The sequence below is a fragment of the Azotobacter tropicalis genome, assembly GCF_059739045.1.
Genome location: NZ_AP046059.1, coordinates 4,131,404 through 4,146,943, shown reverse-complemented (window position 1 = coordinate 4,146,943; position 15,540 = coordinate 4,131,404). Strand labels below are relative to the sequence as shown.

At 67.6% G+C, this 15,540-nt stretch carries 9 protein-coding genes and 1 pseudogene; 1 reads left to right on the top strand and 9 read right to left on the bottom strand.

Going from position 1 to position 15,540, the window contains the following annotated elements; translation table 11 throughout:
- Nucleotides 1–71 precede the first annotated feature (71 nt).
- The 8 genes and pseudogenes from Atro_RS19570 to cysM form a co-directional block, all read right to left on the bottom strand.
- On the bottom strand, nucleotides 72–269 hold the full coding sequence (locus Atro_RS19570) for a hypothetical protein (RefSeq protein ID WP_497927713.1): 198 nt from the start codon (nucleotides 267–269) through the stop codon (nucleotides 72–74).
- A gap of 12 nt (nucleotides 270–281) precedes the next feature.
- Nucleotides 282–1,865, bottom strand: a complete 1,584-nt coding sequence (locus tag Atro_RS19565; RefSeq protein WP_497924955.1) for a class I SAM-dependent methyltransferase — start codon at nucleotides 1,863–1,865, stop codon at nucleotides 282–284.
- 23 nt (nucleotides 1,866–1,888) lie between these two features.
- Nucleotides 1,889–4,134 (bottom strand): annotated as a pseudogene (locus tag Atro_RS19560) (TonB-dependent siderophore receptor).
- A gap of 173 nt (nucleotides 4,135–4,307) precedes the next feature.
- Entirely contained in the window at nucleotides 4,308–5,639 is a 1,332-nt protein-coding gene (locus Atro_RS19555; protein WP_497924953.1) for a sensor histidine kinase, read from the bottom strand.
- Nucleotides 5,640–6,338 carry a response regulator transcription factor gene (locus Atro_RS19550; RefSeq protein ID WP_497924951.1) on the bottom strand — a complete coding sequence of 233 codons (699 nt, stop codon included), beginning with the start codon at nucleotides 6,336–6,338 and terminating at the stop codon, nucleotides 5,640–5,642.
- A 91-nt stretch (nucleotides 6,339–6,429) separates the two neighbouring features.
- Entirely contained in the window at nucleotides 6,430–8,679 is a 2,250-nt protein-coding gene (gene relA / locus Atro_RS19545) for a GTP diphosphokinase (protein ID WP_497924949.1), read from the bottom strand.
- Nucleotides 8,680–8,792: 113 nt separating this feature from the next.
- Entirely contained in the window at nucleotides 8,793–10,157 is a 1,365-nt protein-coding gene (gene rlmD / locus Atro_RS19540) for a 23S rRNA (uracil(1939)-C(5))-methyltransferase RlmD (RefSeq protein ID WP_497924947.1), read from the bottom strand.
- 50 nt (nucleotides 10,158–10,207) lie between these two features.
- Nucleotides 10,208–11,107, bottom strand: a complete 900-nt coding sequence (cysM, locus tag Atro_RS19535) for a cysteine synthase CysM (protein WP_497924946.1) — start codon at nucleotides 11,105–11,107, stop codon at nucleotides 10,208–10,210.
- A 290-nt stretch (nucleotides 11,108–11,397) separates the two neighbouring features.
- Between cysM and Atro_RS19530 the strand changes: the two genes are divergently transcribed.
- Complete coding sequence (locus Atro_RS19530) at nucleotides 11,398–14,151, top strand: response regulator (RefSeq protein ID WP_497924944.1); 2,754 nt, start codon at nucleotides 11,398–11,400, stop codon at nucleotides 14,149–14,151.
- A 41-nt stretch (nucleotides 14,152–14,192) separates the two neighbouring features.
- On the opposite strand, the gene dinB is transcribed toward Atro_RS19530, so the two are convergent.
- Entirely contained in the window at nucleotides 14,193–15,254 is a 1,062-nt protein-coding gene (gene dinB, locus Atro_RS19525) for a DNA polymerase IV (RefSeq protein WP_497924942.1), read from the bottom strand.
- Nucleotides 15,255–15,540 lie beyond the last annotated feature (286 nt).

Below are 15,540 nucleotides of genomic sequence, written 5' to 3'. Positions count from 1 at the left end.
AGTCTCCCTGTCCGGTCCGGGTGCGAAAGCCGCGAGCATAGCGCGATCCCGCCGCGGCTGCCGCCAGGGACTCAGAACGGCTCGCCACGCCAGAGACCGGTGCCCAGGAAAACCGCCCAGAGCCGCCCGCCCCCGGCCGGCAGCCAGAGCGCCAGTCGCGGCGCATGGGGCAGCAGCACCAGGGCGAAGCCCGTCAGGGACACCAGGCCGAACCAGCCGACCGGCCCCATAGCCGAGCCCCAGACCAGAACGCAGGCCTGGAAAGCCAGCCCCAGCGCCAGCTAGCCGGCGGCGCGCAGGGTCCGCCGCAGCCAGGCCAGCCAGCCCAGCACGAAGAACGCAATCGCGGGCAACGTACAGTTCATGCGTCCAGCATTCCCATCTGCCGCCAGCACGGCAGCACGACGGCCTCGAAGTCTAGGAGGCGCCGCTCCAGGTCGGCCTCCCCGGCGCCGCTGGCATCCGCCAGCAGGGCCCGGACCGTCTCGTGCAGCAGCCGGCCGGAAATGCCCGGATACTCCAGCAGGACCCCTAGGGCGACCCTCTGCAGGCGGTCCGCAACCACCGCGGCCCCCAAGGCTGGGAGCGGCCAGGTGGCCGTAACGGGTGCCCTGCAAGGCGCCTTCGCAGAGCACGCGGTTCAGGCTCCGGCAACGCTCGACCGCGACCTGGCCCGGCAGCAGTGGATGGAGGTGCCCGGCCCAGGCGAGCATCTGCAGGGCCGGGCTGATCAGATCGATCTGCCCCTGCAGCGCCGGCAGGCGGGCCAGTTCGGCGAAGGAGCACGGGCCGGCCGCCAGGGTTTCGAGCAGGGGAGCGAACAGGCCGGCCTGCCCCTGAACCGGGCCGATGCGGGTGTCGAAGACGATGCCGCCGCCCTGCAGCGCTCCCGGCAGGGCCGTCAGCACCTGGTCGAGCAGCGCCTGACGCTGCGCCTGCCCGTCCAGCCGGCGCACGCCGCGCTGGTAGAGATCGCGGCGCTCGGACTGGTTGCGCGCCAGGTCCTTGAAGGTCTCCCGCGCGGCCGGCGTACGCAGCTCGCTCAGCAGGGGCAGCAGATTGACCGGCAGGGACAGCGCATCGATGTTCTCCAGCGGCGTGGCGCTGCCGAGATACTCGCAGCCGCAGGCGGACAGCGCCTCCATGACCTCGGCCACCTGCAGCGACTCCCAGTGCGCGTTCAGCAGCTCGTGGGCCAGCTGGCGCGGATCTTCCCGCCGGGCCGCCGCCAGATAGCTCGCCGCGGCCGGATGCTCGCGGAAGAAGCCGGCACCACCTTGCTCCATGCGCCCGAGCAGGCCCAGGCCGGCCTGCAGCCGGGCCAGCGAGTCGCCCGGCACGGACTCGCCATGGCAGCGCAGGAAACGCTGCAGTGCGGACAGGAAGGCCATGCCGGGCTGGCACATGTAGCCGAGATAGAGGATGCCGCCCGGCTTGAGCCAGTGGCGCACGCAGCGGCGCAACGCCTCGCGGTCGGATTCGGAGACCCACGAGTAGACGCCGCCAAGGACGATGAAGTCGTGTTGCGCGCCCTGTACCTCGGCCATTCCGGCCAGGGAGGCGAAGTCGGCCTCGACGAATTCGAGGTTGTCCAGCCCGGAGGGCTGCGCCAGGGCGCGGCCGTGGGCGATGTGCCGCGGATTGAAGTCGACGGCGACGAAGCGCCCTTGGGGGTTGGCTGCGGCGTTGAGCGCCGCGCCCAGCCCCTGGCCGCAGCCGAGCTCGCACCAGGAATAGGGCCGGGCGATGTCCGGCGCCGCGATCCCCAGCGCCGTCGCGACGAAGGACAGCCAGAGCGGCGTCGACTCGCGCTGTAAATGGTGGGGATAGGGCTCGTCCAGTACGTAGCCGGTGTCTTGCGGCATGGCTGCTCGGCTCCCGCGGACGGTCAGAAGGAGAACTTGGCCGAGGCGTAATAGGCCCGGCCCAGCTCGTTGTAGCTGGCCGCCCCGGCGTTGCCGGAGTTGGTGCCCTCGCGCTTGAGCTCCTTGTCGAACAGGTTGTTGATACCTGCCCCGAAGCTCCAGTGCTTATCCGGTTCGTAGTTGCCGCTGATCGCCCACAGGGTGTAGCCGCCGCGCTGCTTGAGGGCCTCGCCCTCCTCCGCGGCCCCCGTGGTGCTCAGCCGGCGCGGGTCCTGATAGCCGTAGAGGATCATGCTCAGGATCAGGTTGAGCGCCGCGCTGGCCTGCCAGTCGAGGATCGAGTTGACGGTGAACTTGGGAATGACCGACAGCGGCTCGCCGGTCTTCTTGTTCTTGTTCTCGATCATGTAGGTAAAGTTGGTGTTCCAGCTCAGGATGTCGCCCTCGAAGCCCAGCAGCGGGACGTTCAGGGTGCCCTCCCAGCCGGCCACTACCGCCTTGGGCGCGTTCTCCCACATGAGGACCTGACCGAGCCCGCCCTGGGTGCCGCCGCTGGTGGTGGCCACCGGGCTCAGACCGGCCTCGATCTTGTCCTCGTACTCGTTGCGGAAATAGGTCACCCCGGCATTCCAGCCGGCCTGGTCGTAGGCGACGCCCAGTTCGAAGTTCCAGCTCTTTTCCGTATCCAGGCTGTCGTTGCCCTGCACGTAGCAGCCGCCGCCCAGGCTCGGCGAGTCGACCGGGCAGCCGTTGCCCATGGTGAAGTAGATGTAGTTGGAGTTGGACTGGTACAGGTTGGGCGCCTTGAAGGCCCGCGCCAGACCGCCCTTGATCGAGACGGCATCGGTCAGCTGGTAGGAGGTGTTCAGGCTCGGGCTCCAGTTGCTGCCGAACTGGGTGTGGTTGTCGAAGCGCAGGCCGGGCGTCAGGGTCCAGCGGTCGGTCAGCTGGACGTTGCTTTCGGCGAAGAAGGCGACGTTCTCGTTGGTCGCCTCGCTGTCGCGGCTGCCGGAGCCGACTCCGGAAAGCGCACCGCCGGCCGCGGTGCTCTGGCTCATCGAGAAGGGATCGTCCAGCACCTCCTTGGTGTACTCGAAGCCCAGCGTCGCCACCTGGCTGAAACCGAAGGTGAAGGGAATGTTCAGCTCGCCGCGCAGCGCATAGTTGTCGTATTCGGAGGTGGACACCTCGCCGGTGTTGATGCTGCCCTCCGAGCTGCCGGCCAGCCCTTCGTTGAGGCGCCGGTTGCGGGTGTTCTCGTAGGAGAAGACCAGCTGCGAGCTGCCCCAGTCCCAGTTGCCGCGGTGGGTGATGGAGCCGGCACGGCGGTACATGACGTTGGTTTCCCGGCCGATCAGCTCGTTCAGCAGCGTTGAGCCCGTCGAGCTGACGGCCCGGTCGCCGGCGTAGATGTTCCCCTGGCGACTGTAGCTGCCCTCGACCTCGAGGGTCTGCTGCGCGTTCAGATCCCAGCGCAGCAGGCCGTTGAGGTCGCGGTTGCGTACCCCCTCCTTGCCGGCCGGCGGAGTGGTGCCGGTCGTATAGGCGCTGTTCAGACCCGGATCGTCGGCGTCGGTCTTGTTGAGGTTGCCGCTCAGGCGGTAGGAAAGCCCCTTGAGCATGGGGCCGCTCAGGCTGAAGTTGTCTGTCCCTCGTATTCGCTTTCCGGGCTGTTGGCGTACCAGGAAAGCAAGTCGTGCACCTGTTCGGTCGGCGCCTTGGTGATGATGTTGACCACGCCCCCCATGGAGCCCGAGCCATAGCGCGCCGCCGCCGGACCGCGCAGCACCTCGATGCGCTCGACCAGCTCCGCCGGCACCCAGTTGGTGTCGCCACGGGTGTTGCGTTCGCCGCTGCAGCCCATGCGCACCGCGTTACGCGAGCGCACGGGCTTGCCGTCAATCAGGATCAGGGTGTTTTCCGGACCCATGCCGCGGATGTCGATCTGCCGGTTGTTGCCGTACTGGCCGCTGGCGCTGTTGCCGGTGAGGTTGACGCCGGGCATCTTGCGGATGATGTCGGAACGGTCGTTGACCGGCGGGCGCTTCCTGATGTCGTCGGCGGTGATGATGGAGACGCCGGGGGCCTGTTTCAGCTCTCGCTCGGCGGTAACCAGCACGTCGTCCAGTTCGAGGACGTTCCCTTCGCCTTCCTGATAGGCGCCGCCGTCCTGGGAGCCCTCCTCGGCGACCTCCTCCGCCTCCAGAGAGGATGAAGAAACCGCCAGCAATGCCAGGGACAGATGTGCAAGCCTGAAACACGAGTACATGCCTTTACCTCACCTCTACGCATGGGCGCGCCGGCCATCGGAGCGGAATCGAACGGCAGCGACGGAACGCAAGGCTCCGAGGCCCGGCCCGACCGGACTCTCGATCCCGAAGAGGCGGCATGCGACAAAGCTGAGACAAATGCCATTTATTCTTATTTGATAGTAAAGATCATTTACGAACTATACATTTTCAGACGCAGCATCATCCGCAGCCCCGGATGAGCGTTTTCCGCCCAGAGTCGCCCCTCCTGCTGACGGATCAGCCGGCGGGCGATCGCCAGGCCCAGGCCGAACCCGTCGCCGCCGGGACGGGCGGCGTTGAGCCGGGTGAAGGGCTGGAAGATGCGCTCCAGCTCGGCCTCCGCCACCCCGGGCCCCTGATCCTCGACCCACAGCAGCCAGTGGTCGCCCTCGCGGCAGCCGTCCAGACGGACACAGCCGCCCTCCGGCGAATGACGGATGGCGTTGCGCAGGATGTTTTCCAGCGCCCGCGCCAGCCCGTTCAGATTGCCCAGGACCCGGCATTCCGGCGGCAGCCGGCAGGGAAGACGCTGCGGGTTCCAGCCGCTCTCGAAACAGGCGTCCTCGCAGAGGATCTCCCAGAGGGCGGCGACTTCCACCGGCTCCAGCAGCGGCTGCGGACGCTCGGTGTCCATCCAGGCCAGCTCCAGGGTGCCGTCCACCAAGGTGCGCATGACCTCGACCTCGCGGCGGACCCGCTCCTCCAGTTCAGCGCCGTCCAGTCCGGCCTCGCTGGCCACCTGCAGGCGGCTCAGCGGAGTACGCAGCTCGTGGGACAGGTCGCGCAGCAGCTGGCGCTGCAGGCCCAGCGACTCCTCCAGGCGCCCGGCCATGTGATCGAAGGCGCGTCCCAGCTCACCCAGTTCGTCGCGCCGCCGGGCGACCCGCGGATCCATACGCGCATCCAGGTTGTCCGCGTGCAGGGCATTGGCCAGCTCGCGCAGGCGTGCCAGCGGTGCGATCAGCACCCGGTAGAGACCGATACAGAACAGCAGGACCAGCCCAGCAGGAATCAGATAGAGGATCACGGCCCGGAGCAGCAGGCGATAACGCCCGGGGCGATGGCGCTCGGGCAGCTGGATGACCAGATAGCCGCGGCCGTCGGCCAGCGGGAGGGCGATCAGCGGAAGCTTCTGGCTGCGCCGGCTCATCGGCCAGTCGAGCTGGCGCATGAAGGTCAGTTGCCCGGCCTCGATCAGCGGCCGGCTCCCTAGGGGCTGCAGGTAGCCGTCCAGCAGATCGGCCGGCCCCGGCTCCCGGCGCTTCAGGTCGAGCAGAAAGGCATCCACCGCCTCGGGTCCCTCCCAGGCCACGTGCGCGGCCTCGTCGGCGTAGCCCAGGAGGGTCCGGCGGGCCTCTCCGGAAAGGTAGGAGGTCCGCAGATCGATCCAGCTTCCCCAGGAGCCGCTCAGGGAAATCACCAGCAGGCAGAATGTCACCAGCAGCGCGGCCAGCCGCCAGAACAGCGAATGACGGCCCGGCACTCAACCGACCTGCTTCAGCAGATAACCCTTGCCCCAGATGGTTTCCAGCCGGACCCCCTGCAGGCCGAGGTCGGCCAGCTTGCGGCGAATGTTGCAGACATGCATGTCCAGACTCCGATCATGCTGGGAATAGCCGCGGCGCAGCACCTGCTGGTAGAGGAACGGCTTGCTCAGCACCTCCTCCGGATGGCGCACGAAGGTTTCCAGCAGACGGTACTCGGTCAGGGTCAGCCCGGCCCAGGCGTCGCCACGGCGAATGTCGCAGCGCCCTTCGTCGAAGTGCAGCGAAGAACTGGCCGCCGGCAGCGGCTGGCCACGCTCGTAGGCGATGCGCCGCAGGATGGCCTCGATGCGCACCTGCAGCTCGCCCATGCCGAAAGGCTTGGGCAGGTAGTCATCGGCCCCGCGGCTGAAGCCGGTGATGCGATCCCGCTCGTCGCCCAGCGCCGAGATCAGGATGACCGGGACGTGCCGGCGCAGGCGCAGGCGAGCCAGCACCTCGAGACCGTCGAGGCCGGGCAGCAGGATGTCCAGCAGGATCAGGTCGAAATCGCGCTCGTTGGCCAGCGCCAGGCCGTCGCGGCCATCGCCGCACAGCGTGACGGCGAAGCCCTGACGCGCCAAGTGCTCGTTCAGGTGGACGCCCAGCAGGGGATCGTCCTCGATGGCCAGGATCTGGCAATTGGGAAAGGCAGTCATTCATTGGCCCAGCAAAATGCGAATAATTCTATTCTACATGCTGCGGAGCAGGCCTATCCGGACGGCCGGCAGGTGCTGCCGGCCCCGGTCGTCAGGAAACGGCACGGTGGCGGCGCGCCTCGATCACGTTGGGCAACTGGGCGATACGCGCCAGCAGCCGGCCGAGAGCGGCCAGCCCGGGAATCTCGATGGTCAGGACCATCTGCGCGGTACTGTCCTCCTTGTTCGACAGGGTATTGGCGGCCAGCACATTGATCCGCTCGTTGAGCAGCACCTGGGACACGTCGCGCAGCAGACCGGAACGGTCGTAGGCGCGGATGAAGATGTCCACCGGATAAGTCTGCACCGGCACCGGCCCCCAGCTGACCTGGATGATCCGCTCCGGCTCGCGGCTGGCCAGCTGCAGGGCATTGGCGCAGTCCTGGCGGTGGATGGTGACCCCGCGCCCCAGGGTGATGTAGCCGACGATGGGATCGCCGGGCAGCGGCTGACAGCAGCCGGCCATCTGCGTCAGCAGGTTGCCCACCCCCTGGATCTGGATGTCGTCGCGCCTGCCCGGCTTGTGCAAGGTGCCGGCCTTGCGCGGAATCAGCTCGAGCTGCTCGGTGCTGCGCTCCGGCTCGACCAGCTGCTGGGCGAGCCCCACCACATGGGCCAGGCGCAGGTCGCCGGCGCCGAGGGCGGCGAACAGGTCCTCGGCGGTCTTCAGGTTGCTCTTTTCCGCCAGCCGGTCGTAATCCACCGGCGACAGGTCGAGACGCGCGAGCTCGCGCTCGAGCAGCACCTTGCCGGCGGCGACGTTCTGGTCGCGCGCCTGCAGCTTGAACCAGTGGACGATCTTCGCCCGGGCGCGCGAGGTGGCGACGTAGCCGAGATTGGAGTTCAGCCAGTCGCGGCTCGGCGCGCCGTTCTTGCCGGTGATGATCTCCACCTGCTCGCCGGTCTGCAGGGTGTAGTTGAGCGGCACGATGCGCCCGTCGATCTTGGCGCCGCGGCAGTTGTGGCCGATCTCGGTATGCACGCGGTAGGCGAAATCCAGCGGCGTGGCGCCCTTGGGCAGGTCGATGGCATGGCCGTCGGGAGTGAACACGTAGACCCGGTCGGGCTCGATGTCGACCTGCAGCTGCTCGGCCAGGCCGCCGATGTCGCCCAGTTCCTCGTGCCATTCGAGCACCTGGCGCAGCCAGGCGATCTTCTCCTCGTAATGGCTGGAGGTGGACTTGACGTCGGTGCCCTTGTAGCGCCAGTGGGCGCAGACGCCCAGCTCGGCTTCCTCGTGCATGGCATGGGTGCGGATCTGCACCTCGAGGGTCTTGCCATCCGGACCGATCACCGCGGTGTGCAGCGAGCGGTAGCCGTTCTCCTTGGGGTTGGCGATGTAGTCGTCGAACTCCCTGGGGATGTGCCGCCACAGCGAGTGGACGATGCCGAGGGCGGTATAGCAGTCGCGCACCTCCGGGACCAGCACGCGCACGGCGCGCACGTCGTAGATCTGGCTGAACTGCAGGCCCTTCTTCTGCATCTTGCGCCAGATCGAATAGATGTGCTTGGCCCGGCCGTTGATGTCGGCCTTGATGCCGGCGCCGGCCAGCGCGTCCTTGAGCTCCTGGACGACCTTGGCGATGAACTGCTCGCGATCCAGCCGGCGCTCGTGGAGCAGCTTGGCGATCTGCTTGTACTGCTCGGGCTCCAGGTAACGGAAGGACAGGTCCTCCAGCTCCCACTTGATGTGGCCGATACCGAGACGGTGGGCCAGCGGCGCATAGATGGCGGACACCTCGCGGGCGACACGCTGGCGGCGCTCCTCGCTGGCGTGCTTGACCGCGCGGATCGCGCAGGTGCGCTCGGCCAGCTTGATCAGCGCGACGCGCACGTCGTCGACCATCGCCACCAGCATCTTGCGCAGGTTCTCCACCTGGGTCTGGGCATCCAGCATCAGGGACTCGCGCGGGTTGAGGCTGTCGCTGATCGCCGCCATGCGCAGCACGCCCTCGATCAGCTTGGCGACCACCTGGCCGAAACGCCGCTGCACCTCCTCGAGGACGATCTGCTTCTGGCGCACACCGCGATAGAGCACCGCGGCGACCAGGGAGTCCTGATCCAGCTTGAGATCGGCGAGAATTTCCGCGATCTCCAGCCCGACCAGGAAGCTGGACGTGCCCACCGCCGGGATGCCCGGATCCGGCCGGGCCTGCCGCTCGGCCTCGCGGGCGTACTCGCAGGCCTTCTTCAGCGCTTCGCGATCCAGGGCCGGGTCCATCTTCAGGACATGATCCAGCCAGGCTTCAAGATTGATGCTTCCGTCGGTGTTGACCGGCTGCTGCGCTCTCACCTGTACCATGTATCTACCTTTCCCCCAGCATGTATTTCATGCCGCATCAACATCAGCCGGATCGGGCTGCCTGGAAACTAAAAATGCAGCCATCCCTGCCCGGCGAGCCGCGGCGCTCCACCTCAGCGCGCGGCAGGCCCCCTCTCGAACAACGCCATGGCCTCGACATGCGCGGTCTGCGGAAACATGTCGAGAATGCCGGCACGCCGCAGCCGGTAGCCCTGACCGGCCAGCTCCGCAGCATCCCGCGCCAGGGTCGCCGGATTGCAGGAAACATATAGCACCCGCTTGGCGCCCAAGCTGCCCATCTGCCGCACGACCTCCAGCGCGCCGTCGCGCGGCGGGTCGAGCAGGACCGCCGAGAAGCCGGCGGTCGCCCAGGGCGCCTCGGCCAGCGGTTTCGACAGATCCGCCTGGCAGAAGTGCAGGTTGCCCAGGCCGTTGCCGGCCGCGTTCTCCCTGCCCCGCTCGACCATCGCCGCCACGCCCTCCACCGCCACCACCGCGCCCGCCCGCCGCGCCAGCGGCAGGGCGAAATTGCCCAGGCCGCTGAACAGATCCAGTACCCGCTCCTCCGCCCGTGGGGCCAGCCAGTCGAGGGCCTGGGCGATCATCGCCTCGTTCACCGCGGCATTGACCTGCACGAAGTCGCCGGGGCGGTAGTGCAACTCGAGCCCCCATGACTCCAGCCGGTAGCCCAGCGCGGCTTCCGGCGCGTCCGCCTGCGGCTCGCCCTTGCCCTGCAGCCAGAGCTGGGCGGCGTGCTCGCCGCAGAAGGCACGCAGGCGCTGCAGGTCGTCGTCCGCAAGGGGCGCAGTATGGCGCACCAGAATGGCGCTTGTATTGCCATGGAACAATTCGACATGGCCCAGCGCCTGGGGCCGCGCCAGGCCATGCAGAAGCGTAGGCAGAGCGTGCAGGATCGACTGCAACGGGCGTACCAGCACCGGGCAGTCGTCGATGGCGACGATCGCCTGACTGGCCGCGGCGCGAAAGCCCACCTCCAGCCGGCCGGCGGCGGCATCCCAACGCACCGCGATGCGCGCCCGCCGACGGTAGCCGAACTCCGGGCCGACCAACGGCGGCGCCCATTCTTCCGGTGCGAGGTCGGCGAAGCGCGCCAGCTGCTCGGCAAGAGTGCGCTGCTTGAGAGCCAGCTGCTCGGCATGCGGCAATGCCTGCAGGGTGCAGCCGCCGCAACGTCCGGCCTGCGCGCAGGGCTCGGCGCGGCGCAGCGGACTGGCCGTCAGGATGCGCTCGGCGCGGGCATCGACGATGCGGTTGCGCGCGCCGAGCACGCGAGCCTCGACCTGCTCGCCGGCCAGAGCGCCGGAAACGAACCAGGTGCGCCCGTCGACGAAGGCAATGCCACGGCCGTCGTGGGCCAGGCGTTCGATGCTCAGAACCTGCTTCCTGCCCACCTGCAGGGGCGCCGAGCGGGCGCCACCGCTGGGCTGGAAGCGCAGCCCGGTAGTGCGTCTAGCCACGGCAGAGGACCTCGCGTGAAGTGCTGCCCTGCCAAGAGGCAGGGACCGGCTTATGGCTGATCATAGACACCCGTGGACAGGTAGCGGTCGCCGCGGTCGCAGATGATCGCCACCATCACCGCATGCTCCACCTCGCGCGACAGGCGCAGCATGGCCGCCACCGCCCCGCCCGAGGACACCCCGCAGAAGATGCCCTCCTCGCGGGCCAGACGGCGCATGCAGTCCTCGGCCTCGGCCTGGGCCATGTCGATCACCCGGTCGACGCGGCTCGCGTCGAAGATCTTCGGCAGGTATTCCTGCGGCCAGCGGCGAATGCCGGGAATCGCCGAGCCCTCCTGGGGCTGCAGGCCGACGATCTGCACTGCCGGGTTCTGCTCCTTGAGATAGCGCGAGGTGCCCATGATGGTGCCGGTGGTGCCCATCGAGCTGATGAAGTGGGTGATCGAGCCCTGGGTCTGGCGCCAGATCTCCGGACCGGTCCCCTCGTAGTGGGCCTGCGGGTTGTCCTGGTTGCCGAACTGGTCGAGCACCTTGCCGCGCCCCTCGCCCTGCATCTTCAGCGCCAGGTCGCGGGCGCCCTCCATGCCCTCGGCCTTGCTCACCAGCACCAGCTCGGCGCCGTAGGCGGTCATCGCCGCCTTGCGCTCGGCGCTCATGTTGTCCGGCATGATCAGGATCATCCGGTAGCCCTTGATCGCCGCCGCCATGGCCAGGGCGATGCCGGTGTTGCCGGAGGTCGCCTCGATCAGGGTGTCGCCGGGGCGGATGTCGCCGCGCAGCTCGGCACGGGTGATCATCGACAGCGCCGGGCGATCCTTCACCGAGCCGGCCGGGTTGTTGCCCTCCAGCTTGACCAGCAGGGTGTTCGAGGTTTCGCCCGGCAGGCGCTGCAGGCGCACCAGCGGGGTATTGCCGATGCACTCGGCGATGGTGGGGAAATGCACTGTCATGGAAACGCTCGGTGTCCTGAATCAGAAAAGGGCTACTCGGTCCGGACGGCCTCCTTGCCGCCATGCTGCATGGGCGCCGCGGCGCCCGGCCTGCGACAGGCCGCTCGTCTGCCGTATCGGAAGGCGAACCGTCCAGGCTACAGGGGGCGACTATGATAGCCGGCAAAGCGCTGCAGGCCATCATTCGGAAATGCTGCACGCTTATTCCAAATAGCTATGAACTCGTCTTCTATTGCCCCATTGGAGTCTGTCGTTACACTGGTTCTCCAAATCCCTCACGGAGAATCGGGGTGTTCCACGAGTTCAGCATCAAGGCCCGCATCGTCATGCTCACCCTGCTGCCCAGCAGCCTGCTGGCGCTGGTCCTGGGCAGTTATTTCACCTGGCAGCAACTGGCCCAGATGCAGGGCAATCTGGTGGAGCGCGGCCAACTGACCGTCCAGCAGCTCGCCCCGCTGGCCGCGCCGTCCCTGGCACAGAACTACCACAATCGTCTGCAGCGCATCGCCAATCGGGTGCTCGACCAGGCGGATATCCGTGCGGTGAGCTTTCTCGACGGCAAGCTGGAAACCATCGTGCATGCCGGGCCGAGCCTCAGCGGCCCGCTGCCGTCGCCGGACCCGACCCAACTGACCATGACCCGCGACGAAAACGCCACCCACCTGCTGATGCCGGTCCTCGGCTACCATCAGAACCTGGCCAGCGGCGGCGGTAGCGCCCAGGACGACCGACTGCTCGGCTGGATCGCCCTGGAAATATCGCACCACAGCGCCCTCCTGCAGGGGTATCGCAACCTGCTCGCCAGCCTGGCGCTGATCCTCGCCGTGCTGGTGATCAGCGGCCTCCTCGCCTTGCGCGTGGGGCGCTCGATCAGCGATCCGCTACGGCGCATCCAGCAAGGCGTGTCGCAGCTGCGCGACGGCCACCTGGAAACCCGCCTGCCGCCCCTGCGCAGTCACGAGCTGGACGAGCTGGCCGCCGGCATCAACCGCATGGCCGAGGTCATGCAGCACGCCCAGGAGGAGATGCAGAACAGCATCGACCAGGCGACCGAGGACGTTCGCCAGAACCTGGAAACCATCGAGATCCAGAACATCGAGCTGGACATGGCGCGCCGCGAAGCACTGGAGGCGAGCCGGATCAAGTCCGAGTTCCTCGCCAACATGAGCCACGAGATCCGCACCCCGCTGAACGGCATCATCGGCTTCACCAACCTGTTGCAGAAATGCGAGCTGTCGCCCCGCCAGCACGACTACCTGAACACCATCCAGAAGTCCGCCGACAGCCTGCTCGACATCATCAACGAGATCCTCGACTTCTCGAAGATCGAGGCCGGCAAGCTGATCCTCGAGCACACGCCGTTCAACCTGCGCGAACTCATCCAGGACACCCTCACCATCCTCGCCCCGGCGGCCCATGCCAAGCACCTCGAGCTGGTCAGCCTGATCTACCGCGACACCCCCCTGGCGCTGAACGGCGACCCCCAAAGGCTCCGCCAGGTTCTCACCAACCTGGTCAGCAATGCCATCAAGTTCACCAACGAAGGCACCATCGCCGTACGCGCCATGGTCGAGGAAGTCGGCGAGGAGTTCGCCCAGCTGCGCATCAGTGTGCACGACACCGGCATCGGCCTGTCCCAGGAGGACCTGAACGCCCTGTTCCAGGCCTTCAGCCAGGCCGACAACTCGCTGACCCGTCAGGCCGGCGGCACTGGCCTCGGTCTGGTCATCTCCAAGCGCCTAATTGAGCAGATGGGCGGCGAGATCGGCGTCAACAGCGTGCCGGGCGAGGGCTCGGAGTTCTGGATCCGCCTGTCCCTGCCGCTCGACGACCATACCGAGGACGAGTCGCCGACCGCCCTGCACGGTCACCGGCTGGCCCTGCTCGAACAGCACGAACTGGCCCGCCAGTCGATGCAGCACCAGCTGGAAGACTGCGGCCTGGAGGTGCTGCCCTTCTCCGAGCTGAACAGCCTGCTGGCCGGCGTTGCCGCTGCGCGCCAGGAAAACCGGCCGATCAGCCTGGCGGTACTTGGCGTGACCAGCCGCGACACCGGCGCCGAGGAGCTGGCCCAGCACGTTGCCGACCTCGACCGGCTCGGCTGCAAGTGTCTGATACTCTGCCCCACCACCGAACAGCTGCTCTACCAGGAGGCCCTGCCGGAAGCGCAGATCCAACTGCAGAGCAAGCCGGCACGGCGCGACAAGCTGGAGGCCATCCTCAGCGAAATGCTCGCGCCACAGCCGACCGGCCAGCAGGTCCCCAGCCCCCTGGGCAACCGTGCTCCACACCTGCTCTGCGTCGACGACAATCCGGCCAACCTGCTGCTGGTGCAGACGCTGCTCAACGACATGGGCGCCACGGTCAGCGTGGCGGACAGCGGCCAGACGGCCGTGGAAGCGGCGCAGCGCGAACGCTTCGACCTGATCTTCATGGACGTACAGATGCCCGGCATGGACGGCCGCCAGGCCACCAAGGCGATTCGCCAGTGGGAAAACGCCCAGCCGGAACAGCGCCATACGCCGATCATCGCCCTCACCGCCCATGCCTTGGCCAATGAACGACGCGCCCTGCTGCAGGGCGGCATGGACGACTACCTAACCAAGCCAATCAACGAACGCCAGCTGGCCCAGGTCGTGCACAAATGGACCAAGCTGCATCTGCGCTCGCTCGATAGCCAGATCGACGAGGTCCGGCCGGCCGCCATCGGCCATCTCAGCGTGCTCGACCCCGAGGAAGGCCTGCGCCTGGCCGCCGGCAAGCCCGACCTGGCCGCCGACATGCTGTCCATGCTGCTCGCCTCGCTGGATGCCGACCGCCAGGCGATCCGCCAGGCACGTCGGGACGGCGACCGCGCCGCCCTGATCGAGCGCGTGCATCGCCTGCACGGGGCGACCCGCTACTGCGGCGTCCCCCAGTTGCGCGCCGCCTGCCAGCACAGCGAGACCCTGCTCAAGCAGCACGCTCCAGCGGCCGACGCTGCCCTGGACGAACTGGATGCCGCCATCCAGCGTTTGGCCGGCGAGGCGAAGTTCGGCGCCTGAATGCAGGTCGGACACCCGCCGAACGCACCGGAAGCGCTTGGCTAGAGGGCGAACAACTCCAACTGCTCGCCCCTCGCGGGTCGATCCAGCAAGCGCACGCCGACACCGAGCAGACGTACCGGCCGAGCGCCACGGGCGAAGGCGCGGCCGAGCAGCTTCCGGTAACTGTCCAGGTCACGGCCGGCGCCGGCCTGCTCCAGGGTGGTCTGAGTGAAGTCGTGGAACCTCACCTTGACGAAGGGCTTGTCCGGCCGATAACTGCCATCCAACCGCGCCAGGCGTTCGTCGAGCTCCGCCAGCAGCAGCGGTAGCCGCTCCAGGCAGGCGGCCAGATCCGGCAGATCCCGCTCGTAGGTGTGCTCCACGCTCAGCGATTGGCGGCGGCTGTCGGCCTCCACCGGGCGCTCGTCGATTCCCCGCGCCAGCTGCCCCAGGCGCTCGCCGAAGCTGCCGAACTCGCGCACCAGCGCCAGCCGGCTCCATTCGCGCAGTTCGGCACAGGTGCGAATGCCCAGACGCCCGAGCCGCTCGGCGGTGACCTTGCCGACCCCGTGCAGCCGGCTCACCGGCAGGTCGGCGACGAAGGTCGCGACCTCTGTCGGCGGAATCACGAACAACCCGTCGGGCTTGCGCCAGTCGCTGGCGATCTTGGCGAGGAACTTGTTGGGCGCAACGCCGGCGGACACCGTGATACGCAATTCTTGCCAGACGCGCCGACGGATGTCCTGAGCGATGCGCGTGGCGCTGCCGAAAAAATGCGGGCTGGCGGAGACATCCAGATAGGCCTCGTCCAGCGACAGCGGCTCGATGCACTCGGTGTAGTCGCGCAAGATCCCGTGGATCGCCCTCGAGGCCGCCTTGTAGGCTTCGAAGCGCGGTCTGACGATCAACAGGTCCGGACAGAGCTTCAGCGCCTGGCGGGCCGGCATCGCCGCGCGCACGCCATAGGCGCGCGCCTCGTAATTGCAGGTGGCGATCACCCCGCGCCGCTCGGGCGCGCCGCCCACTGCCAGCGGCCGACCGACCAGACGCGGGTCATCGCGCATTTCGATGGCCGCATAGAAACAGTCGCAATCGACATGAATGATCTTTCTTCGATTCATAACATACTGATCTTAAAAGGGATTACCTCGAAAAATCAGATTTGGCATCCACTCCGACACCCGACTTTTTGCGTGCCATCCCGCATTATCGAGATGACCGAACCTACAGCGAAGCCCCGACACCTGGCGTGGATATGCAACCTCACCCGGGTACCAGCGCCGCGCCCGAATCCGAGCAATCGTCCGTGGCCAGCCTGAGCCGCTGGACTCTCGCCCCCCTTCGGCGCCCACTCCAACTTCCTACCGGTCATGTTACAAGCGATCGGCGAACGCCTCTCCAAGTCCC

Excerpts from the sequence above, each read along its gene's own strand:
- Atro_RS19565 (WP_497924955.1), bottom strand. The coding sequence starts at position 1,865 with ATGCCGCAAGACACCGGCTACGTACTGGACGAGCCCTATCCCCACCAT.
- Atro_RS19550 (WP_497924951.1), bottom strand. The coding sequence starts at position 6,338 with ATGACTGCCTTTCCCAATTGCCAGATCCTGGCCATCGAGGACGATCCC.
- relA (WP_497924949.1), bottom strand. The coding sequence starts at position 8,679 with ATGGTACAGGTGAGAGCGCAGCAGCCGGTCAACACCGACGGAAGCATC.
- cysM (WP_497924946.1), bottom strand. The coding sequence starts at position 11,107 with ATGACAGTGCATTTCCCCACCATCGCCGAGTGCATCGGCAATACCCCG.
- dinB (WP_497924942.1), bottom strand. The coding sequence starts at position 15,254 with ATGAATCGAAGAAAGATCATTCATGTCGATTGCGACTGTTTCTATGCG.